A 21,484-nucleotide genomic window follows, 5' to 3' on the forward strand; every position below is an offset into this window, starting at 1 on the left:
GCAAAAAGGCACCTCAACCATGGGCATTAGCTTTTGGTTGAGGTGCTTTTCCTTTAAGAGTTATCTTGGCTTAACTGAGAACATGTTGCTTGGCTGCCCACTTTTATTATGGCTGCAAGGTGATCCCGAAGGCCGAGCCTGGGGCACCGGCAAATACAACAGCTCCATTGGCTGGGAGCTTCACTTCGTTACTACCGCTGACGAGGCTGTAGTTTACAACCGCACCTTTTTCGTCATACACGACGAATGCGCCTTGTGCCGGCAGGGTGACGGTCATGGTTTTGCCCTCAGCTTGTTTAGGGACGGTGTACCATTTGGCATAACCATCGGCTTGCAGGGTGACGGTTGATTTTTTCCCTTTATAAAGCGGCTTCACGTTCTTACCGCTCACAAACAGGGAGCCTGCCCCTTCGAGATACTCTACGCCCTTTTCTTTATAGAAGCGGAATTCGGCCGTATCCCGGCTACCGATAGCCGGAACCTGATGCTGGCTTACTGCGGTATCCTGGTCAATGATCTTTTTGTCGATCATGTAACCTTCCAGACCGCTCTTGCTGTTAATCTCAACCGTCGGTTTCGTAATGAAGTACATCAGGGATGTGAATTTCTCGTTCAATGGATAGAACGTTTCGCCTTCCCGCTTGGCCCAAGCGGCAGCGGTCTCCTTGGATAACGGGTTCGCTTCCATTTTCTCGGCGGTATAATGCGATAAAGCCATTTGCCCAAGTCCAGGAATCGTTACATATTGTCTTACCCATAAATAGATGCGGTCATTCTTTTCTTTGACGAAGCTTACCTTCGTGCTGCCATCCGCGCTGACAAAGGTTCCATCCGCAGTGTATACATATTTCTCCGCAGGATAATCCGGCACCATCGGTACGGTAATGGATAGTTCGCCGTCCTTGATGTCGACTTTCATCTGCTGATTCGTCACGCCATAGTAACCGGCATATTTCGCGATGTCGCTAGGCATGTCGGCCTTGACCGGTTTGCCGAAGGATTTCTCCGGCTTGATTTCCTTGATGGTGCCTTTCTCCTTGAGCGCTTGCAGCAGAATGTCGTTGGCCAACAGTTGGTTGGTTGAGCTGGAACCGCCAGACGATAATACAGCGGCAGCCATGTTCTGCTCCGGAAGAACAACGAGCGAAGCGTGATACAGGATGGTGTCTCCACCTTTGGTTACGGCTTTCATGTCATATTGGTTAAACGGGAACAGTCTTACGCTGTCCCAGCCAAGTCCGTAATCGAACGAGTTATCGGCATCTTCGGGCCACAGACCCTTTTTATATTCTTCCTGCTCCATGGCTTTAACGGATTTGTCGGAAAGAATGCCTTCGGCTTCTCCGGTGAAAATCTGCGCGAACTGTACCAAGTCTTCAGCCGTAGAATAGATGCCGCCGGTGCCGATCACATTGACCGTCTCGTTAGGAAGCTGTCCTTGGTGAGTAGGAAAATACAGACCTGCCATTTGGCTTAAATCCAAATTATCTTGGGATGTCTTCGTGTGGTCCAAATCTAACGGCTCGGTAAAATATTGATGAATGAAGGCGGTAAAATCCTTGCCGCTGACTTTCTCTACCAGTATCTCAGCTAGCGTGAATCCATCATTACAATAAACGGAGAATGCACCCGGATCCGCTTTCAGGTTTTGGGTGGACAGCTGCTTCAGCAGCGTGTCATGTGCATGAGGGTCATTATCCTCGAACAAAAATGCATTATTCAGGCTTGAGCCTTGCAGTCCGGAGGAATGATTAAGCAGCATGCGCGGCGTGATTTTTTTGTAACGTTCGTCTTTCATCGTGAATTCGGGTATGTACTGAACCACAGGCGTATCCAGGTTGATTTTTCCCTCATCCACCAATTTCATTACCGCAGCGGCGGTGAACACTTTACTCGTGGAACCGATGGCATACATCGTATCTTTAGTCAGCGGTTTCTTTCCTTCCATATCATTGACGCCCTCTTGCCCGGACACGGTAATCACCCCGTTGTCGATAAGGGCATATTGAACGCTTGTCGTTCCATACGTCCCGGTGAGCAGCTTGGCTTTCTCAGCGGCGGTTTTCTCAAGGCTTCCTCCAGCGGCAGCTTGGCTGTTATCTGCTGCCATTACCCCAGCCGGAAGGATCATCGTAACGGCGAGTAGGGTAACCAGCATCCGTGATAGTCTTTTCTTCAAATAAATACCTCCTTATTATGAATGTACTATTAGTACGATTTACCAGCCGGAATGGTTCAATCTTTTTTCATATTTCTGCAAAATTATAATGTACACGTGTGCGAAAGATGTGGAGCAGCCTGAATAGAGGCAAGAAAAACAATGAGGGAAGCACAAAAAAACAGGCATTCCATCCAGAGCCGTAAAGCCAAGAGGGAGATGCCTGTTTTTTTAACTGAGCACGATAAGCAGCGCCGAGGTCGTTCCGACGAAACAGCCGGCCAAACAATCCGAAGGATAGTGAAAGCCAAGATAAATCCGTGACAGGCTGACCGTAAGGGCCAGCAGGATCAAGAGCAATGATAGCCACGGCGTTATGAACAGAAACGGCGTAATAATGGAAAAGATCGCCGTCGAGTGCCCGGAAGGAAACGAGTGATCCTTCATCGGTTTTTTTTCGAAGCGCACCTTTTCAAGTGCCAGATAAGGCCTGATGCGCCGCATCTTCCTTTTGATGAGGGCCGTAATCAGGAAGCTGAGGGAAAGCGCAATAAAGCTCTGCCACCCCATCGTATTCCACGGCTCAGGTGCAAAAAACGCTATCGAGAGTGTCAGCACAATGGTAAAGATAGCACCCCCCATATGGGTGACCAGCGCGAGCATCGAATCCACCGTTTTGTTGCTGATCTTGCGGTTTAACCAGCGGAAGATAAGGTGGTCATGTTGCTGAAGCCAATCCATCGAACGAGTAATCATTGTGAACAGAACACCTCACATTATAATTTTGTAAGCTGGCAGCCCAAAGTCCAATCGGGCTGCAATATATGCTTGTAAGGGCTAAAGATTCATAGTGTAGACAAGAGGCTTACATACGACAGTATACAGGAGAATTGTTAAGCGTGGGTATGAATGACTTGTATTTTTTCATAAATTGAGCATTCCTTATCGCACGGCGAGTTGATGATAACCGTTTTAGCGTGCTAGAAGCTTGCTTCTTAGGATTATGGTTTCCAAGGGAGGATGACTTCATGTTCCCATGTTCTCGAAGCGCAGAATCCGATATAATGTAAGCATCTAACCACGCTTAAGGAGGAGAAGCATGAAATTTCGCGTTTCTGCCGTGCAATACCATCTGCACACGATTCAATCCTTTGACGATTTTGCCCGTCAGTCGGAGCATTACATTCGGACGGCGGAGGAATTTGAAGCTGATTTTGTGCTGTTTCCGGAATTTTTCACGACCCAGCTGATGTCCATCGGGGACGATCAGGGCAAGGCATTGACGATCAATGATCTTCCGGATTTCACAGACCGTTACCGCTTGCTGTTTCAAGGCTTTGCGAAGCAATATCATATGCATATCATTGGCGGGACGCACGTCATTCGCCGGGAAGGGAAGCTGTACAATGTAGCGCATCTGTTCTATCCGGACGGCCGCATTGCGGAGCAGGCCAAGATCCATATCACGCCTTCGGAGATTAGCGGATGGAATATGGGAGCGGGCGAAGGGCTCAAAGTGTTCGAGACGGAAAAAGGCACCATTGCGATGCTGACCTGCTATGACATCGAATTTCCTGAGATTGTGCGCATGGCCAAGGCTAAAGGAGCCGATGTCATTTTCTGTCCATCCTGTACGGATGATCGTCACGGATTCCATCGCGTGCGTTACACCAGTCATGCCCGCGCCATTGAGAATCAGATCTATGTGGTGTTGACCGGTACCGTTGGTTCGCTGCCAACCGTGGATCTGATGCGTGCCAACTTCGGACAGGCGGCCATCATTACCCCGAACGATATCCCGTTTCCTCCACAGGGCCTGCTGGCCGAGGGAGAGCTGAACAACGACATGATCATAACCGCCGATCTCGATCTGGATTTATTGTATCAAGTGCGCGAGAAGGGCTCCGTCACGACATGGCGTGACCGGCGTACTGATCTGTATCCGGATTGGGAGTAAGCCGTTTATCATTACTTGAGGAAAATAGGACAAAGGCGGTGCAGAGGAAATGGCCCGGTTTCATCAACAGTTATATGTATTTGACGATGCCCGGCCGGTGCCGGTTATCATTCGAAGCTACACGGAAGCGGATTCTGACGAGCTGATCGTCATTCAATCCGAGACGTTCCCGCCCCCATATCCGCCGGAGCAGTGGTGGAACAAGGAGCAGCTGAAGCAGCATGTTACCCTGTTCCCTGAGGGGGCTCTGTGCGTTGAAGTGGAAGGCATGCTCGCAGGGTCCATCACTTCGCTCATCGTGGATTACGATCCGATGGAGCCTGCCCACTCCTGGGCGGAGGCCACGGATAACGGGTATATCCGGTCGCATAAGGCGGACGGGAATACGCTATACATTGCCGACATTTGCGTCAGGCCGCGCTTTCGCAAGCTTGGGCTCGGCAAATGGCTGATTCAGTCGCTGTATCACGTGACCGTCGAACAGGGATTGGACCGGCTCCTTGGCGGCGGACGGATGCCCGGCTATCATCGGCATGCCCATCAAATGTCGGCTGCGGAGTATCTGGACGCTGTTGTCCGGGGTGATCTCAAGGATCCGGTGATTACCTTCCTGCTTCGTTGCGGCCGGACGCCCGTTGGGGTAGCGGCAGATTATTTGGAGGATGAGGAGTCCTGCAACTACGGGGCTCTGATGGAATGGAAGAACCCTTTCACTGGATAAAGAAGTCTCGCTTGAACGATATAAATTGATTTCAACTATAATGATGGATTTTTTTATTACATATAATAAGGAGGCTTTAATTTAATGGAATATATTCGCATTACGAGCATCGACGATCCCTTGTTCCGCAAAATGCACAATCTGATGAAGGAAGTGTTCCCTCCGGAAGAGGTGCTGGAATTCAGTTTGTGGAAGGAACCGCTGGAAGATCCGGGCATCCGGGTATTCGTTGCCCTGCATGAGGACGAAGTGGTGGGTACAACGGAATACCGCTATTATGAGGACTGGAATGTAGCGATGACCGATTTTACCATCATCGGGCGCGAAGGGCTCGGCATCGGCCGATTCTTGGCACAGCATCGTTTGAAGGATCTAAATCAACTCGCGGCCGCGAACGGCAAAGAGCTGTTCGGCATGTTTGCCGAGATTTACGATCCGTACCGGGTGCAGGACCATGCATTCGGCGGTGTGAAGCCGATGGATCCTTTTGTTCGCCGCGAAGTCCTCTCGCATCTTGGCTACAAACGCACGGATATCGCCTACGTGCATCCTTCCTGGAACAATGACGGCGAAGCGGTGAGCGGGCTCGATTTGTGCTTCATGCCTGGCGATGATGCCGTTGATGAGCTGTCTGCGGAGCTGATCGTCAACTTCCTGAGACGTTACTATTCGGTACTGCCTGAGAAACCACAGGCCTGGAACGACATGGTGGCCAAGCTGGAAATGCGGGAGAAGGTAGCCTTGCTTCCGTTGTAACTTATATGATAGTTCATGCCTGATTCGTTACGGATCAGGCATATTCTTTTCCGGGTATGCCTACAGCATGTGATATTTTGGTATTCTAATTGGTAGGATAGCAGAGGGTGAGGTTATCGGGGGAACCTCGTTCCCTGATCGGGGCGATTTAGCCGGTGCGCCTTATTCCATCGACGGGAAGACTCTGGTGGAAATCACGGGTGTAAGTTATCGTGAGTGGCACAAGCAATGGGTCGAGAAATACGGGGATTGAGGATGCACCCGATCTTTCGTGTAAGCACGCGGATAGACGTTTACTTCACATTTGCTAAAATCCTCATTTGAATTGCAGGGCTATACTGGATATAGTAATACAATAGGTAAGGAAAAGAGGAACGAACATGAACGACCGAAAACAAGTGAGCATCCGTCTTCAAAGCCTTCACGAAGGGGAGAATACGATACAGGAGCTTCCGGCAGAGGCGTTTATCAAAGGAAATGTCCTGTATGTTCGCTATACCGAACCAGCGCTTGGACCGCATCAAGGGGAAACCCGGGCCATGCTCAAGCTGACGGAGGACGAGCTGAAGCTGATCCGTCACGGCGAGGTGGAGTCCGAGCAGGCATTTAAGCTGGGTCAGCGATTGCCTGGGTATTACCGCTCCCCGTTCACTTCATTTAATCTGTCTACGCACACCCAGCGTCTGGAGCTTGCGCTTGAAGGAGTGTCCGGACGAGCGGCTTGGGCGTATGATTTATATGTGTTTGACGAGTTTTCGGGACACTTTTCTATTAGTTTGACTATTCAGGAGGCACATGAATCATGACAATGAATCCATTAGATCACATTAACGGGCTGGTTGCAGAAGCGGTGGCGGACGCTGCCGTAGCTGCAGGATTGGTTTCCCGTGAGGAATTGCCAGGCATTACGCTTGAAGTTCCCAAGGATAAGTCGCATGGCGACTTGGCTACGAATGTAGCGATGCAGTTGACACGAATCGCCAAGAAGAACCCGCGACAAATTGCGGAGGCTATCCTGGAACATCTGGACATGGGGAAGGCTTCCATTGAAAAAGCGGAAATAGCCGGGCCAGGATTCATTAATTTTACCTTGGACAAGGGTTACCTCTATCCGATCGTTGCGTTGGTAGAAGAACAGGGCGACAACTACGGGCGAATTGCTACCGGAGAGGGGCAAAAGGTTCAGATGGAGTTTGTCAGCGCCAATCCCACCGGAAGTTTGCACCTGGGACATGCCCGCGGAGCGGCGGTAGGTGATGCCCTTTGCAATGTGCTTGATTTTGCTGGATACGAAGTGACGCGCGAATACTACATTAATGATGCAGGCAACCAAGTTGTGAACCTGATAAAATCCCTCGAAGCCCGTTATTTGCAGGAGCTCGGTCAGGATGCCGAAATGCCGGAAGATGGATACCACGGCGAAGATATCAAAGGGTTTGCTAAAGAGCTTGTAGCTGAGAAGGGCGACTCTTTGCTGTCCATGGATCCAGGCGAGAGAGCTGCATTCCTTCGTCAGTTCGGGCTTGAGAAGGAACTGGATAAAATCAAACGCGATTTGAATCGATTCCGCGTTCATTTTGACGAATGGTTTAGTGAGACATCCCTGTACGAGAACGGACTCGTGGAGAAATCCCTGGAAGAGCTGAAATCGAAGGGCGAAGCTTATGAGAAGGATGGGGCAACCTGGCTTCGTACCACCGACTATGGGGATGACAAAGACCGCGTCCTCGTGAAGAATGACGGAACCTATACTTACCTAACGCCGGATATTGCGTACCACCGCAATAAATACGAGCGCGGTTACGACAAGATCCTCAATATTTGGGGAGCCGATCATCATGGTTACATTCCGCGGATGAAGGCAGCTATGGAGGCGCTGGGCAATGATCCGGACAAACTGATTGTATTGATCGCTCAGATGGTCAGCCTGTTCCAGGATGGCGAGAAAGTGAAAATGTCCAAGCGTACCGGTAAAGCGGTCACGATGGAAGACTTGATGGATGAAGTCGGCGTAGACGCAATCCGCTATTTCTTCACTATGCGCAGCATGGATTCGCATCTGGATTTCGATATGGATCTGGCGGTGTCAACGTCCAATGAGAATCCGGTCTTCTATGTGCAGTATGCACACGCACGTATCTGCAGCGTATTCCGCCAAGCGGAGGAGCAGGGCGTTAACCTCCTGCCGCTTTCGGAAGTGAACCTGAGCGTTCTGACAACCGAGCATGAATACGACATTTTGCGCAAAATAGGAGAGCTCCCGCAGGAAGTGTCGCTTGCTGCAGAGAACTATGCTCCGCACCGACTTATCCGGTATGTATACGAGCTGGCCTCCTTGTTCCACAGCTACTATCGAGCTGAGCGCGTGATTACGGAGGATACGGATCAAACGCAGGCTCGCCTGGCTTTGCTTCGAGCTGTTCGTACCGTTATTGCTAACGTGCTTCGCCTGATGGGCGTATCGGCGCCGGAACGGATGTAAGGAGCCCTAATTTGAATATGTGACAGCAGCCGTCTTTCCGTGGAAAGGCGGCTGTTTTGAATTTGCAAACGGACTTCTTTTGTAACTACTGAAGAATCAGTCTATAATTTCATGCCCTCGCGCAAAAATTTCAAGGCATTTACCTCTCCATCGGAGACGCTGTATCCTTTTTTAAGCTTAAGGGGAGAGGAGGTGCGTCGCAGCAGGGCCTTAATGGTAGCCGTTTTTTTCAGGTCAGGCTTTTGCGCAAGCAGCAGGGCGATCGCTCCGCTGACGTGCGAAGTCGCCATAGAGGTGCCGCTCATCTCGTGGTATTTTCCTTGCAGCCAAGCGGACACGATTTTATCTCCAGGTGCATAAATATCGACAAATTGCCCACGATTGCTAAAGGAGGGGATCTTCCGGTTGCGGTCGGTAGCTCCGACGGATATGGTTTGAGGATAACGGGCAGGATAGTCCGCGGTACGACGTTTGCCGTCATTGCCGGAGGAGGCTACAATAATGACGCCTGCTTGGTTGGCCTTGCCTACAATATCCAGCAGCGTACGGCTTCGGGTCTGCATACCGAAACTCATATTAATGATATCGATCTCGGCCCGCACGCACCAGTCGATGGCCAGAATGATATCCGACACAAAGGCGGATCCGTTGTGATCAAAGGCTTTGACTGGATACACCACAGATCTTGGAGCAACGCCAATCATGCCCTGCGTGCTGTTCGCAGCAGCGATGGTACCCGAAATATGTGTTCCGTGTCCGTTGTCATCGTATGGCGGTATGTTTCGGTGGACGAGATTAATCCCTCGGGTCAGCGAATACTTCAGATCGGGGTGAGCGAAATCCACCCCGGTGTCGATAACCGCAATCTTCATGCGGTGTCCTGTCGAGATCGACCAGGCTTGAGGGGCTTTGATTTGCTTGATACCCCATGGGATCCCGGTTAGCGTTCCAATTGTCCCTTGTATGGCTTGGATATGAACCTGGTCATCCTCTTCTACCATCAGTTCATTCCGGAACTCCGCTTCAAACTTCGCGGTTTGGGGAGCTGGAGCGATGATGGTTTGGGTAAGCGGCGAATAGCTGACTGAACTCGGGAAACGCCTTTTCCCGACAAGTCGTATCCATTCGCGGATACATTCCTGGTACAGCTGAGGGTCATGAAACGTGAGGAGCCGCCGGTTCATTTCCCGGACGTTCCGCATAGGGTTCGTCTCTGTAAGTAGTGATTGCATGATCCGGGTGTAATCCATATGTGGCAATCTCCCTTCTCGATGAACCGTTGCTTCAGTATTGTATGAACCGGGGAGAGTGCCCGAATGGGATGTTGCCCTTTTTCCGGGAAATAGGCCCTGTTTACCGTGTCAAAGCAGCAGGGCTAACATAAGATACATGGAGGGAACATCAAGGTTCTCTTATCTAATCCCGTAAGGAGTCGATCCTTGGGGCGGATACAGTCAGAAGACGGAGACAATTGTCTCCGTCTTTTTCCTTTTGGCATCTGATGGGTAATGGCGCAGAAAAACTTGATTTTTATTTCCAAATAGGTTTTACTTAGTTTTGATAATGGATATGTTGAGGGTATAACGTGAAGATTGTGTGAGAGGAAGTGTGCGTTAGTGAGTAATCCGCTCAATTTAAAGATCGATCCGGAGAAGATTCAGGAAATCCCAATGGTTGACCTGGCTTTTATGGTTCTGAAGGCGGCGAATACGCCGTATTATTACCGTGACCTTATGAATGAGGTGGCCAAGCTTCGCGGCTTTACGGAACAGGAAATTAACGAAACGATTGCCCAGTTATATACCGAGATCAATATAGACGGACGTTTCGCATGTGTAGGAACGAATCTGTGGGGACTAAAACGCTGGTATCCGCTGGAGAAGTCCGAGGATCCGATTGCGAACGCCAAGCGTCCGCGGATCATCAACGATGAAGATGATGATGACGATGACTTCACCGATGAAGAGGATACTTATAGCGGTGACGATGTCGAGGAGGATTTCGACAGCATCGATGAAGAAGATGATGATCACGACGATCTCTTCCCGGATGATGACGATGCCGACGATGAAGTAGACGAAGAGGTTGTTCTGGATGATGACGAATTGGAAGACGAGGATTCCGAATCCGATGAGGAAGATGATCTGGAAGATGAGGCATTTGAGGAAGACGATAAGGATTAATCCCTCATGCAGCAGGGACTTTAGCACTTGTCTGAGCTGATTATGACGGTGTTTTACATTGTCAGCCGATTGGGGAATTTTGAGGTTGCTTCTTCTCTTGACAAGCAGACAAGGCACAGAGTAAACTATTGCTTGGGCTTATGATTGTGGATTAAATATGTTTAATATAAAAGTGCCCCGTTATTTATTCGGGGTCACTTTTTTTGTTTTTAAGGCTCAGAAAGTGTAAACGACGCTAGCTTCTGGACCTAATAACGCAAGAGAAGCACCTTATCAAAAGCGGTCTGTCTTCTGGAAGTTTGTCGATAGACATTTTTTCTTTGGACTGTGGAGGCATCCTTCCTGTAGGGACTGGACTTTCATGGTCTCTTGCAGTGAGTATTCCGCCGGTAGGGGACATCTTCTGCTAAACCTTATGTCAACTAAGATTCAAGTTTGCAGTTGTTTAAGATGAGGTATGGAAACCGCTCGTCTTGATGCCTCATAACGTATGCCGTGTTAAGCAGCTCGACATGATATGAGGATCATTTAAGCGTCAATATATGCGGTTTGTAATAGGTCGGAGGTCAGCTCGCTCACCATTTTTGGAAGCGAGCGATGCTTCTTTGTTGGTCCCTCTGATGAATCAGGGGAAAACGGGTTAGGATAAACATCATATGTCGCCTGAAGTTATGGAGATTATATAGGAGGGTTTTTACAGTGACAAAGTATATTTTTGTAACAGGCGGGGTCGTGTCATCTCTTGGTAAGGGAATTACCGCCGCTTCGCTCGGTAGATTGCTTAAGAACAGAGGGCTCAAGGTAACGATTCAGAAATTCGATCCGTACATTAATATAGATCCGGGCACCATGAGTCCTTACCAGCATGGCGAAGTATTCGTTACGGACGACGGTGCGGAAACCGACCTGGACCTGGGACACTATGAGCGCTTCATCGATATTAACCTGTCGAAGAACAGCAATGTGACAACAGGGAAAGTATACTCATCTGTTATCAGCAAGGAACGTCGGGGAGAATATTTGGGCGGTACCGTGCAGGTAATCCCTCATATTACGAACGAAATCAAGGAGCGCGTGTTCCGTGCAGGCCGTGAAGCGGGTTCGGATGTGGTTATTACCGAAATCGGCGGAACGGTCGGCGATATCGAAAGCCTTCCTTTCCTTGAGGCGATCCGTCAAATTAAGAGCGACGTTGGCCGTGAGAACGTGATGTATATTCATGTAACCCTCATTCCATATATTAAGGCAGCCGGTGAAGTAAAAACGAAGCCGACTCAGCACAGTGTAAAAGAACTCCGCAGTATCGGCATTCAGCCGAATGTTATCGTGTGCCGTACGGAGCATGAGCTTTCAACCGAGATGAAAGCAAAAATCGCGCTCTTCTGCGACATCGATCCTAACGCGGTTGTAGAATGCCGCGATGCCTCCTCGCTGTATGAGGTACCGCTGAATTTGCGTGAAGAAGGTCTTGATGAAATTGTTGTCAATCATTTGAAATTGACTACCCCTGCGCCGGATATGAGCGAGTGGGAAGATCTGGTGGAGCGTGTATCCAAACTGGAGAAGACCGTTGAGATTGCGATCGTTGGTAAATATGTCGCACTGCACGATGCTTACCTCAGTGTTGTTGAATCCCTGTCTCATGCAGGCTTTGATGCTAATGCTGACGTGAAAATCCGCTGGGTGAATGCCGAAGAGATTACGGCAGACAACGTGGAAGAGGCGTTGAGGGGCATTGGTGGTATCCTTGTACCGGGTGGATTTGGAGATCGGGGTATCGAAGGTAAGATCAGCGCGATTCGTTATGCCCGTGAGCGCAACATTCCATTCTTCGGTATTTGTCTTGGGATGCAAGTGTCTGTTATTGAATATGCCCGTTCGATTGTCGGTCTGAACGGCGCGAACAGCTCGGAAATTGATCCGGCTACCGAATATCCAGTCATCGACCTGCTGCCTGAGCAGAAGGATATCGAGGATCTTGGCGGAACGATGCGTCTGGGTCTGTATCCATGTAAGCTGGTTCCAGGATCGCTTGCAGAGTCCTGCTACCAGGACGAGCTCGTTTATGAAAGACATCGCCACCGGTATGAGTTCAACAACCAGTACCGCGAAGATATTGAAAAAGCAGGTCTGCGCATATCCGGTACTTCTCCGGATGGACGTCTGGTTGAAATTGTAGAGCTGCCAGGACACCCATGGTTCCTCGCCGTGCAATTCCATCCGGAATTCACTTCCCGTCCGAACCGTCCGCAGCCGCTGTTCCGTGAATTTGTAAAAGCCTCGATCCAGCATCAGGCATAATGAGAAGAGCCTCTTTTGAAGAGGCTCTTTTTTGCGTAGAAATCCATTATCATAATGACAGAGAGGGCAAGCTAACCTTCAGAGCGGATGTCCGGAGCTGTCGATTCACATACAACAAATTCGTACATCTTTTTTTCTTACTTTTTTTAGGGTAGGAAGGAATTCGACATCTACAGGCGAATACAAATAATGGTCGGTTATGGGAAAGTTAGGAACTTTCGAGTTTGCATATACTCATTATACGAATTTATGTATCGGGGAGGTTAGAAGGATGAGCAAGGAAAGCAAACACAAAGTGTTGATTGTGGATGACCAGAATGGTATCCGCATCCTGCTTGTGGAAGTGTTCAGCAGTGAGGGATATGAGACGTTTCAAGCGGCGAACGGCAAGGCGGCACTTGAAATTGTGAAGATGCATGCTCCGGATTTGGTGCTGCTGGATATGAAAATTCCTGGAATGGACGGGCTTGAGATTTTGAAGCATGTAAAACAGATGAATCCGGACATTAAGGTGATCATGATGACGGCCTATGGAGAGCTTGACATGATCAAGGAAGCAACCGATCTTGGTGCGTTGATGCATTTTACCAAACCCTTTGATATTGACGAGATGCGTCAAGCCGTTAATATGCAGCTGAAAGGGACCGCCAGTAATATCGGTTGAATGATGAATTCTGCTCAAAGGGCGGAATTCTTTTTTTTGCCAGAATGTGAGCTCCTTCGCAGCATTTTAGGAAATGCTTGTTTAGTATTTATGACGCGATGTGGTATAATAAGTCCGTATGTTATATCGGCTAAAAACCATAGACAAACTAAGCATCTATAGGAGGATGAAACCATGCCATTAGTATCAATGACAGACATGCTGAACAAAGCACTCGAAGGTAAATATGCTGTTGGTCAATACAACATCAACAACCTGGAGTGGACATATGCGATTCTTGAAGCGGCTGAGCAAGAGAAATCACCGGTAATTCTTGGTGTTTCCGAAGGGGCAGCTCGTTATATGGGTGGATTCAGCACCGTCGTACACATGGTAAAAGGCTTGATGGAGGACCTGAAAGTTACGGTTCCTGTTGCCATTCACCTTGACCACGGTTCAAGTGTTGAGAAATGTAAAGAAGCAATCGACGCAGGATTCACTTCGGTTATGATCGATGATTCCCACAGCCCGATTGATACGAATATTGCAACAACGAAACAAGTCGTTGAGTATGCTCATGCTAAAGGCGTTTCCGTTGAAGCTGAAGTCGGTATGGTCGGCGGACAAGAAGATGATGTTATCGGTGACGTAATGTACGCGAAGCTGGACGATTGCGTTCGCATCGTGAACGAAACAGGCATCGACACATTGGCACCTGCGCTTGGTTCTGTTCATGGTCCTTACAAAGGCGAACCAAACCTTGGTTTCAAAGAGATGGAAGAGATTCGCAATGCTGTGAAACTTCCGTTGGTGCTTCATGGTGGTACAGGCATTCCGACGCATGACATCAAGAAAGCGATCTCCTTGGGTACTTCCAAAATCAACGTGAATACTGAGAACCAAATCTCGTTCTCTAAAGTTGTTCGTGAAGTGCTTGCTGCTAAACCGGAAGCTTACGATCCACGCACATTCCTGAAACCAGGCCGTGAGGCAATCAAGGAAACCGTTGTTGGCAAAATCCGTGAGTTTGGTTCCAACAATCAAGCTTAATTATTCATAGTTAAGTCGCTTGTAGTTCTAGTGGCTACGACATGACGATTGGAATCACCTAAGATATTTAGGCTGTCTTATGCTGCATACAATGAAATGGAAAGCACACCGCGTAGCCGGTGTTTTTCCATTTCATTTATTGAGATATCAAAGTACAAGCGGGTTGTGAGCTTCACAACCGGATCATCGAGAACAATAAGAAACGCTAAATGCGGTCTGTCATCCTTAAGGAACGTCGATAAGACGTTTTTCTTGTATGACGGCCATCAGAACCATTTCCGGCTGCGAAGTGATGTAGGGGGACCCGAAAGCTTATGGAAAAATTGATGATCAGCGGTGGACGCCCACTGCGAGGTACTGTAACAATCAGTGGTGCCAAGAACAGCGCGATTGCGTTAATTCCCGCCGCAATTCTGGCGGAATCGGAAGTCGTACTTGATAATTTGCCGCTTCTCAGCGATGTGGCTGTTTATGCTGAGATTTTGGAAGAATTGGGCGGGCAAGTTTCATGGGAAGGCAATCAGATGAGAATTGACCCTTCTGATATCAAATCTATTCCGATGCCTAACGGACCCGTTAAGAAACTGCGCGCGTCCTACTATATGATGGGCGCCATGCTTGGAAGATTTAAAGAAGCCGTGATCGGCCTGCCGGGCGGCTGCAATTTTGAACCTCGTCCCATCGACCAGCACATTAAGGGTTTTGAAGCGCTTGGCGCAACCGTCACCAATGAACACGGTTCGATTCATCTGCATGCTAAAGAGCTGCGAGGCGCGAAGATCTATCTGGATGTGAGCAGTGTTGGTGCAACGATTAATATTATGCTGGCGGCTGCTAAGGCCAAAGGCTCCACAATTATTGAAAATGCGGCGAAAGAGCCTGAAATTATAGATGTTGCAACACTTTTGAATTCCATGGGGGCTGTCATTAAGGGCGCCGGAACGGAAACGATCCGGATTGAAGGCGTAACCGAGATGCATGGCTGCCGCCATTCCATTATTCCAGACCGGATTCAGGCCGGTACATATATGATTGCTGCCGCAGCTACACGCGGTGATGTTCTGATTGACAACGTCATCCCGAAACACCTTGAAGCCCTCACGGCCAAGTTGATCGAGATGGGTGTTGGTATTGAGGAGCTGGACGAAAGCATCCGCGTGATCGGTAAGGACCGATACCAGCATGCGGACGTGAAGGCGCTTATATATCCTGGATTTGCAACGGATTTGCAATCACCGATGACCAGCCTGCTTACCCAAGCGGAAGGCGTCAGTGTCCTTAGTGATTTTGTATATAGCAACCGATTTAAACATGTTCCGGAGTTAGTTCGCATGGGTGCCAAGATCCGCGTGGAGGGACGCTCGGCCATTATAGAAGGTGGTCCGCTGAACGCAGCCAAGGTCAAAGCGACCGACCTGCGCGCAGGTGCGGCTCTTGTGATTGCGGGACTAACCGTACCCGAAGGGGTGACGGAGGTAAGCGGCGTAGAATTCATTGATCGCGGCTATGACCATCTGGTATCCAATCTGCGCATGCTGGGTGCCGACGTATGGCGTGAGACCGAGGAAGAATGATTTTTTACCAAAATGAGGGAAATGTGTGGTTGAAACTGCATATCTCCCTCAGATTTGGGTAATGCTCCTAGTAAAGCTCTCATAGAATAATAGACTACATGACAGCAGGATTGCTGTGACAGAAACAAATAATTGAATAGGTGGTTATTGAATGGATTTACAAATAGCCGATTTGGAAGGCATGAAGCTGACGGATCTGTATAAGCTGGCCAAAAAGTATCAGATTCCTTATTATGGCCAGTTGAAGAAAAAAGAATTGATATTTGCCATTCTCCGGGCGCAGGCCGAACAGAGCGGCTTGATGTTCATGGAGGGCGTACTCGAGATTTTGCCGGAAGGTTACGGTTTTCTTAGACCGATCAACTATCTGCCGAGCACGGAGGACATCTACATTTCGGCCTCCCAGATTCGTAAATTTGATTTACGGACTGGAGATTTGGTTTCGGGCAAATGCCGGACACCTAAAGAGAACGAACGTTACTTCGGGCTGCTGCAGGTCAACGCCGTGAATGGTGAGAATCCTGCCGTCGCAGCGGAACGATTGCACTTCCCAGCCTTGACTCCTCTATATCCGCAAGAAAAGCTTGTTCTTGAAACATCCCCTAATCAGTTGTCAACCCGAATTATGGATCTGCTTGCACCTGTAGGTTTAGGACAACGCGGTTTGATCGTGGCACCGCCAAAAGCAGGGAAAACGCTCCTCTTAAAAGAAATCGCCAACAGCATCTCAACCAACAATCCAGAGATTGAACTGTTTGTTTTACTCATCGATGAACGGCCTGAAGAAGTGACGGATATGCAGCGTTCCGTTAAGGGCGAGGTGGTTGCTTCTACTTTTGACGAGCTTCCGGAGAACCATATTAAAGTGGCGGAACTGGTATTGTCCCGTGCCTTGCGGCTGGTGGAGCATAAGAAGGACGTTGTTATATTGCTGGACAGCATCACCCGTCTTGCGCGTGCATATAACCTGGTTATCCCTCCGTCCGGAAGAACCCTGAGCGGCGGTATTGATCCTGCTGCATTCCATCGTCCGAAACGCTTCTTCGGTTCGGCGCGTAACGTGGAGGAAGGCGGAAGCTTGACGATTTTGGCTACAGCCTTGGTTGAAACCGGATCGCGGATGGATGATATTATTTATGAGGAATTTAAAGGAACGGGCAATATGGAACTGCACTTGGATCGCCGCTTCGCGGAACGCCGTATTTTCCCGGCGATCGACATTCGTCGCTCCGGTACCCGGCGTGAAGAGGTGCTCTTGAACAAGGATGAACTGGATACCATTTGGGCGATCCGTAAAAATATGAACGACTCTGCTGACTTTGTGGAAGGATTCCTCAAAAAAATGCGTGACAGCAAGAATAACGCGGAGTTCTTGGCATCATTTGATGTGAATGCCAATAACGGCAGCGGAACCGGGACTCAGAGCCAGACAGCCAGACGTCCATCGCGTGCATCTGCAGCGACGGCACCTCAGAGCTAAGCCTGAATCAACCCGGAGAATAGGAGATCAACATGTATTTGGTTTATGCAGATGAGCAAGGGAACGTTTATGATCATTCCGAGCTGTTCGGGCTTGCCCGAAGCGGTAATATGATCGTTGAAATATTGGATGATGAATTGATACCTTTGCCAGAGGGAGCTACCCTGGTCGGGCTGCCGAGCACCCGAGCGATCGGGATGGATCCGGAGACCGGTGAAATGATGCCGCTTGAGGATGGGTATACCGCTGTCGGAGCGCTTTTGCCGCAAGGATATACCCGCTTGTGCTTGCCAGGGTACGTGAAGACGGACAAGGAATATAAGCTGCCGCTGTTTGGTTATTCGGCGGTGGTATGGAAGGATGGCGCCTTCTATACGACGGCGCGTTTGTCCGATGACCCTGAGAAGTGGAACCCTGTGAACTGCGATGTGAACGATCTTGAGCTTGGGGTTAAGACGCTGAAGGAGAAATATCCGGAGAATCGACTCTATGAGCATCTGTCTAACTGTGCATTAGGATATGAATGCCTGACGGCATCCAACACCTTCCTGAATCGCTGGGAAGGCGCTGTTCCCGTATCTTATTCCTGCAATGCCGGTTGCTTCGGTTGTATATCGGAACAGCCGGATGACAGCGGCTTTGTCGCGCCTCAGACCCGCATGAACTTCCGTCCGAGAGTGGATGAGCTGGTGCAGGTCATGCTGGAGCATCTGAAGACACCGGAATCGATCATCAGCTTTGGCCAAGGTTGTGAGGGAGAGCCCTCCACGCAGGCGAAAATCATTATAGAAGCCATGAGAGAAGTTCGGGCGCAGACTGATATGGGCTACATTAATATTAATACGAATGCGGGACTGACCGATTTTATCCGCGGCATCGTGGATGCGGGTCTTGATCTGATGAGAGTCAGCACAATCAGTGCATTGGATGATCATTATAACGCATACTACAAGCCAAGGGGCTATACGCTGGCCAATGTGGAGAAATCCCTTCGCTATGCAACCGATCAAGGCGTGTATACATCCATCAACTATCTGATCTTCCCGGGCGTGACCGATCGCGAGGAAGAGCTGGAGGCTATGATTGAGTTTGCCCGCCGCACGGGCCTCAAGTTAATCCAGCTCCGTAATCTCAATATTGACCCTGAGAGCTATCTCGAGCTTATTCCGCCTGCGCAAGGTGAGATTCTGGGGATGAAGCAGGCTATTGAGATTATGCAGGAGGAGCTGCCGGATGTGGTGATTGGCTCCTATACGCATGTGCCGCCTCCGGGACAGGCAAGACCGAAGAAGAGACCTTCAATTATCTAGCAGAATCGTGCTGGCATTGCATGTGTTAAAATCAGGTTGAAATTCCAATTGTGGACTTGTCTGATGATTTGTGTATGGGCTATTGCGCATTCAATATGCTCGTGATATACTCCATTTATGTGTCCATATAACTCTGGGTCCGCATGAGGCTCAGGGCGGAAAGAGGTGAAAGCTACAATGAAACAAGATATTCAACCGAAATATCACGTTACTACAGTTACTTGTGCTTGCGGTAATACGTTTGAGACAGGTTCTGTAAAACCAGATCTTCGTGTAGAGATTTGCTCGAACTGTCATCCGTTCTTCACAGGTAAACAGAAATTCCTGGATGCTGGCGGTCGTGTTGATAGATTCAAGAAGAAATACGGTATCTAATAAACAAACCCTTCGCCCTTGTGGTCGAAGGGTTTTTGTCTGTTTACAGGGCTGGTGGAGTATGCAACTTCTTCCGTCGGTTGCTTTTTTGATAGCCATGCGATATACTAAAGTTCGCCGTGCTAGACGGGGAGGTAGCGGTGCCCTGTAACTCGCAATCCGCTGTAGCGAGGTTGAATTCCTGTTAGAGGTATTGTCGATGTGAGGCTGGTCCCTGCGCTCAACGTTGACGGTTGGGTCCTCCGCAATGAGCACTTGTGAACCTGGTCAGGTCCGGAAGGAAGCAGCCATAAGCAAGATCGCTTTTGTGCCGGAGGGGTGCCTAGCCCGAGTTGTTGCTCAGGATTGCCGCTCGGATCGCAATTATCAATAACAGGTGCACGGTATACATATCTGCACATAACACCTTTGCCATATTGGCAAGGGTGTTTTTTGTCGAGACGGCTATAGATTCAAGCTGATCCTTCATGTGCACTTTGGATAAAGATTTCCAAGTAAACGTTTTGCTAAGGCAGGGGAAAGTAGTATAGAATGTAGTATAATATAACCGTTAAACTCACGCCTTTTGGGCTGGGATTGACCATGAATGCAATAGTAAAGCACGCGAAGATCGGGCTTAGTATAAACCTTAGGGTTCTCGATCTCGTGAAGTGGAAGTTGAAAGAGGGTAAAGCACAGTGGAACATATCGCGTTATATCGTGCTTGGCGACCACAGTCGTTCGGCGACATGGTGGGCCAGCAGCATATTATCCAGACCCTGCAGAATGCCATTCGCGAGCAGCGGGTTTCCCATGCCTACCTGTTCAGCGGTCCACGGGGTACAGGCAAGACCAGTGCCGCTAAAATTTTGGCCAAAGCCGTGAACTGCGAGCATGGTCCGGCTGAGGAACCCTGCAATGAATGCGAGGCCTGCCGGCGTATAACGTCCGGAGCCGTCATGGATGTTCAGGAGATCGATGCTGCATCCAACCGCGGCGTCGAGGAAATCCGTGATTTGCGGGAGAAAGTCAAATACGCACCGACCGAGGTGCGGCGCAAGGTTTATATTATCGATGAAGTACACATGCTGACGACGGAAGCGTTCAATGCCTTATTGAAAACGCTGGAGGAACCGCCGGCACACGTGATGTTTATACTAGCGACAACAGAGCCGCACAGGCTTCCGGCAACGATCATCTCACGCTGTCAACGGTTTGACTTCCGTAGAGTTTCCTTGGACGAACAAACCGGGCGTCTGGAGCAGATTTGCGGAGAAGAAGGCATTACGGCAGAGCATGAAGCGCTGCAGTATATCGCACGTCTGTCGGATGGCGGTATGCGGGATGCACTGAGCATTCTGGATCAGATTGCTTCCTTTACCGGAGGTACGGTATCTTACCAGCAGGTCATGGACATGACGGGCGGCATTGCCTCGGAGCAGTTTGGCCGTCTGGCCAGTGCTGTGAAACAGGGGGATGCCGGACTTGTGCTGCAGATTGTGGAGCAATTTATGCAGGAGGGAAAAAGTGCAGATAAATGCATGGAGAACCTCCTGTATTATTTCCGCGATTTGCTCATGATCAAGATGGTTCCAGGCGCTGACAAGCTGACCGACCGGGTTTTGAATCCGGCAGAGTTTCAGGAGATGGCAAATGCCTTCAGCCGAGAGGAACTATTTCAAATGATTGATACGCTGAACCGGTATCAGAGTGAGATGAAATACGCCTCGCAGCCGCAAACTCTGTTTGAGGTAGCGTTGCTCAAGCTCTCCGGTATAACCCAATCTGCGGGTGGGGCCTCAGCTGCCCATAGTACGGCCGATGCAGGTGAACTCGCTCAGCTGAAACAGCACGTAGCCGCACTTGAGAAGAAGCTGGAGCGACTGATACAAAATGGTGTTCCTGCATCAGGTCAACGTGAACCGGCCAAGTCTACCCGTACACCGGCACCGAAAGCAGCTTCATCAGCCAAGATTCCGCAGCATATGGATCAGTATGTATCTTGCCGAACCGGAGAGGATTTTACCTCTGTTCAACGGCAGTGGGCCCAAATTCTGCAGAACGTGAAAGAGGAGAAGGTAACGGTCCACGCATGGTTGATGGATGGTGAGCCTGTGTCCGTATGGGAAGACAAGGTTCTTATCGCTTTTAAAAACAACATCCACCGCGAAACCACGGAGAAGCCTGCCAATAAACAGGTGATTGAAGGGGTTCTTGAGTCAACGCTTGGCAAGCCGTATCATCTGGTTACCATGATGCTTCGTGATTGGAGTGACGCGGTAGAAGGAGTGGGCAAGCCTCAGGCAGAAGAACTTAAGCTTGAGCACGAAGAAGCGGAGGCCGGTGGGGAAAAACCATGGATTGATGAGGCCATCCAGTTGTTTGGAGAAGACCTCGTTGTCATAAAAGACTAGCACGTCCCTACGTGCACCCTATTATAAGGAGAGATGAATCATGAATAATATGAACCAAATGATGAAGCAAGTGAAAAAGATGCAGGAGCAAATGCTCAAGG

General features: G+C 49.4%; 18 protein-coding genes and 1 other RNA gene (1 of these 19 running past the window's edge). 16 read left to right on the forward strand and 3 right to left on the reverse strand.

Annotation, left to right across the window (positions count from 1 at the left end; genetic code table 11):
- Window positions 1-106 precede the first annotated feature (106 nt).
- Together MKY82_RS00610 and MKY82_RS00615 are read right to left on the reverse strand one after the other, a co-directional pair.
- Complete coding sequence (locus MKY82_RS00610) at window positions 107-2,179, reverse strand: serine hydrolase domain-containing protein (protein ID WP_194540347.1); 2,073 nt, start codon at window positions 2,177-2,179, stop codon at window positions 107-109.
- A gap of 210 nt (window positions 2,180-2,389) precedes the next feature.
- Entirely contained in the window at window positions 2,390-2,914 is a 525-nt protein-coding gene (locus MKY82_RS00615; RefSeq protein ID WP_071221142.1) for a phosphatase PAP2 family protein, read from the reverse strand.
- Between the two features lie 343 nt (window positions 2,915-3,257).
- Between MKY82_RS00615 and MKY82_RS00620 the strand changes: the two genes are divergently transcribed.
- The 5 genes from MKY82_RS00620 (at window position 3,258) to argS (ending at window position 8,074) form a co-directional block, all read left to right on the forward strand.
- Complete coding sequence (locus MKY82_RS00620) at window positions 3,258-4,115, forward strand: carbon-nitrogen hydrolase family protein (RefSeq protein WP_339295252.1); 858 nt, start codon at window positions 3,258-3,260, stop codon at window positions 4,113-4,115.
- A gap of 49 nt (window positions 4,116-4,164) precedes the next feature.
- Window positions 4,165-4,836, forward strand: coding sequence for a GNAT family N-acetyltransferase (locus MKY82_RS00625; protein WP_339295253.1), 672 nt, complete (start codon window positions 4,165-4,167; stop codon window positions 4,834-4,836).
- 84 nt (window positions 4,837-4,920) lie between these two features.
- Window positions 4,921-5,592: a GNAT family N-acetyltransferase gene (locus MKY82_RS00630; RefSeq protein ID WP_194540350.1), complete on the forward strand. Its 672-nt coding sequence runs from the start codon at window positions 4,921-4,923 to the stop codon at window positions 5,590-5,592.
- Between the two features lie 380 nt (window positions 5,593-5,972).
- Window positions 5,973-6,398 (forward strand): DUF1934 domain-containing protein, encoded by a 426-nt coding sequence (locus MKY82_RS00635; RefSeq protein WP_071221146.1) that lies wholly within the window; start codon window positions 5,973-5,975, stop codon window positions 6,396-6,398.
- Complete coding sequence (gene argS, locus MKY82_RS00640) at window positions 6,395-8,074, forward strand: arginine--tRNA ligase (protein ID WP_339295254.1); 1,680 nt, start codon at window positions 6,395-6,397, stop codon at window positions 8,072-8,074. Before MKY82_RS00635 ends, argS begins: the two co-directional genes overlap by 4 nt.
- A gap of 101 nt (window positions 8,075-8,175) precedes the next feature.
- Here argS and MKY82_RS00645 read toward each other — a convergent pair whose 3' ends face one another.
- Window positions 8,176-9,324, reverse strand: a complete 1,149-nt coding sequence (locus MKY82_RS00645; protein WP_339295255.1) for a S8 family peptidase — start codon at window positions 9,322-9,324, stop codon at window positions 8,176-8,178.
- A 366-nt stretch (window positions 9,325-9,690) separates the two neighbouring features.
- On the opposite strand from MKY82_RS00645, the gene rpoE reads away from it, so the two are divergent.
- From rpoE to MKY82_RS00700, 11 genes are all read left to right on the forward strand, one after another.
- Window positions 9,691-10,257, forward strand: a complete 567-nt coding sequence (gene rpoE, locus MKY82_RS00650; RefSeq protein WP_194540353.1) for a DNA-directed RNA polymerase subunit delta — start codon at window positions 9,691-9,693, stop codon at window positions 10,255-10,257.
- A 699-nt stretch (window positions 10,258-10,956) separates the two neighbouring features.
- Entirely contained in the window at window positions 10,957-12,558 is a 1,602-nt protein-coding gene (locus MKY82_RS00655; protein ID WP_194540354.1) for a CTP synthase, read from the forward strand.
- A 271-nt stretch (window positions 12,559-12,829) separates the two neighbouring features.
- On the forward strand, window positions 12,830-13,222 hold the full coding sequence (locus MKY82_RS00660) for a response regulator (RefSeq protein ID WP_339295256.1): 393 nt from the start codon (window positions 12,830-12,832) through the stop codon (window positions 13,220-13,222).
- Window positions 13,223-13,396: 174 nt separating this feature from the next.
- Complete coding sequence (gene fba, locus MKY82_RS00665) at window positions 13,397-14,251, forward strand: class II fructose-1,6-bisphosphate aldolase (protein ID WP_071222333.1); 855 nt, start codon at window positions 13,397-13,399, stop codon at window positions 14,249-14,251.
- Window positions 14,252-14,565: 314 nt separating this feature from the next.
- Window positions 14,566-15,825: a UDP-N-acetylglucosamine 1-carboxyvinyltransferase gene (locus MKY82_RS00670; RefSeq protein ID WP_339295257.1), complete on the forward strand. Its 1,260-nt coding sequence runs from the start codon at window positions 14,566-14,568 to the stop codon at window positions 15,823-15,825.
- A gap of 151 nt (window positions 15,826-15,976) precedes the next feature.
- Window positions 15,977-17,305: a transcription termination factor Rho gene (rho, locus tag MKY82_RS00675; protein ID WP_071222335.1), complete on the forward strand. Its 1,329-nt coding sequence runs from the start codon at window positions 15,977-15,979 to the stop codon at window positions 17,303-17,305.
- Window positions 17,306-17,337: 32 nt separating this feature from the next.
- Window positions 17,338-18,615 (forward strand): radical SAM protein, encoded by a 1,278-nt coding sequence (locus MKY82_RS00680; protein ID WP_339295258.1) that lies wholly within the window; start codon window positions 17,338-17,340, stop codon window positions 18,613-18,615.
- A gap of 177 nt (window positions 18,616-18,792) precedes the next feature.
- A complete protein-coding gene (gene rpmE / locus MKY82_RS00685) occupies window positions 18,793-18,990 on the forward strand; it encodes a 50S ribosomal protein L31 (RefSeq protein ID WP_006207505.1) in 198 nt (65 codons plus the stop codon).
- Window positions 18,991-19,107: 117 nt separating this feature from the next.
- An RNA gene (ffs, locus tag MKY82_RS00690) (signal recognition particle sRNA large type) lies at window positions 19,108-19,374 on the forward strand.
- Between the two features lie 293 nt (window positions 19,375-19,667).
- Complete coding sequence (gene dnaX / locus MKY82_RS00695; protein ID WP_194540357.1) at window positions 19,668-21,383, forward strand: DNA polymerase III subunit gamma/tau; 1,716 nt, start codon at window positions 19,668-19,670, stop codon at window positions 21,381-21,383.
- Between the two features lie 40 nt (window positions 21,384-21,423).
- Window positions 21,424-21,484, forward strand: partial view of a YbaB/EbfC family nucleoid-associated protein gene (locus MKY82_RS00700; protein WP_009595540.1) — the 5' end (the start) only. Its footprint extends 251 nt past the window's final position; the window shows 61 of its 312 coding nt (coding positions 1-61); the start codon lies at window positions 21,424-21,426; the stop codon falls past the right edge of the window.

This window comes from Paenibacillus sp. FSL W7-1279, assembly GCF_037969845.1.
Lineage (GTDB): Bacteria > Bacillota > Bacilli > Paenibacillales > Paenibacillaceae > Paenibacillus_AQ.

Excerpts from the sequence above, each read along its gene's own strand:
- MKY82_RS00625 (WP_339295253.1), top strand. The coding sequence starts at position 4,165 with ATGGCCCGGTTTCATCAACAGTTATATGTATTTGACGATGCCCGGCCG.
- argS (WP_339295254.1), top strand. The coding sequence starts at position 6,395 with ATGACAATGAATCCATTAGATCACATTAACGGGCTGGTTGCAGAAGCG.
- MKY82_RS00615 (WP_071221142.1), bottom strand. The coding sequence starts at position 2,914 with ATGATTACTCGTTCGATGGATTGGCTTCAGCAACATGACCACCTTATC.
- MKY82_RS00660 (WP_339295256.1), top strand. The coding sequence starts at position 12,830 with ATGAGCAAGGAAAGCAAACACAAAGTGTTGATTGTGGATGACCAGAAT.
- MKY82_RS00635 (WP_071221146.1), top strand. The coding sequence starts at position 5,973 with ATGAACGACCGAAAACAAGTGAGCATCCGTCTTCAAAGCCTTCACGAA.
- MKY82_RS00680 (WP_339295258.1), top strand. The coding sequence starts at position 17,338 with ATGTATTTGGTTTATGCAGATGAGCAAGGGAACGTTTATGATCATTCC.
- rpmE (WP_006207505.1), top strand. The coding sequence starts at position 18,793 with ATGAAACAAGATATTCAACCGAAATATCACGTTACTACAGTTACTTGT.
- MKY82_RS00645 (WP_339295255.1), bottom strand. The coding sequence starts at position 9,324 with ATGGATTACACCCGGATCATGCAATCACTACTTACAGAGACGAACCCT.
- rho (WP_071222335.1), top strand. The coding sequence starts at position 15,977 with ATGGATTTACAAATAGCCGATTTGGAAGGCATGAAGCTGACGGATCTG.
- MKY82_RS00670 (WP_339295257.1), top strand. The coding sequence starts at position 14,566 with ATGGAAAAATTGATGATCAGCGGTGGACGCCCACTGCGAGGTACTGTA.
- MKY82_RS00630 (WP_194540350.1), top strand. The coding sequence starts at position 4,921 with ATGGAATATATTCGCATTACGAGCATCGACGATCCCTTGTTCCGCAAA.
- MKY82_RS00620 (WP_339295252.1), top strand. The coding sequence starts at position 3,258 with ATGAAATTTCGCGTTTCTGCCGTGCAATACCATCTGCACACGATTCAA.
- fba (WP_071222333.1), top strand. The coding sequence starts at position 13,397 with ATGCCATTAGTATCAATGACAGACATGCTGAACAAAGCACTCGAAGGT.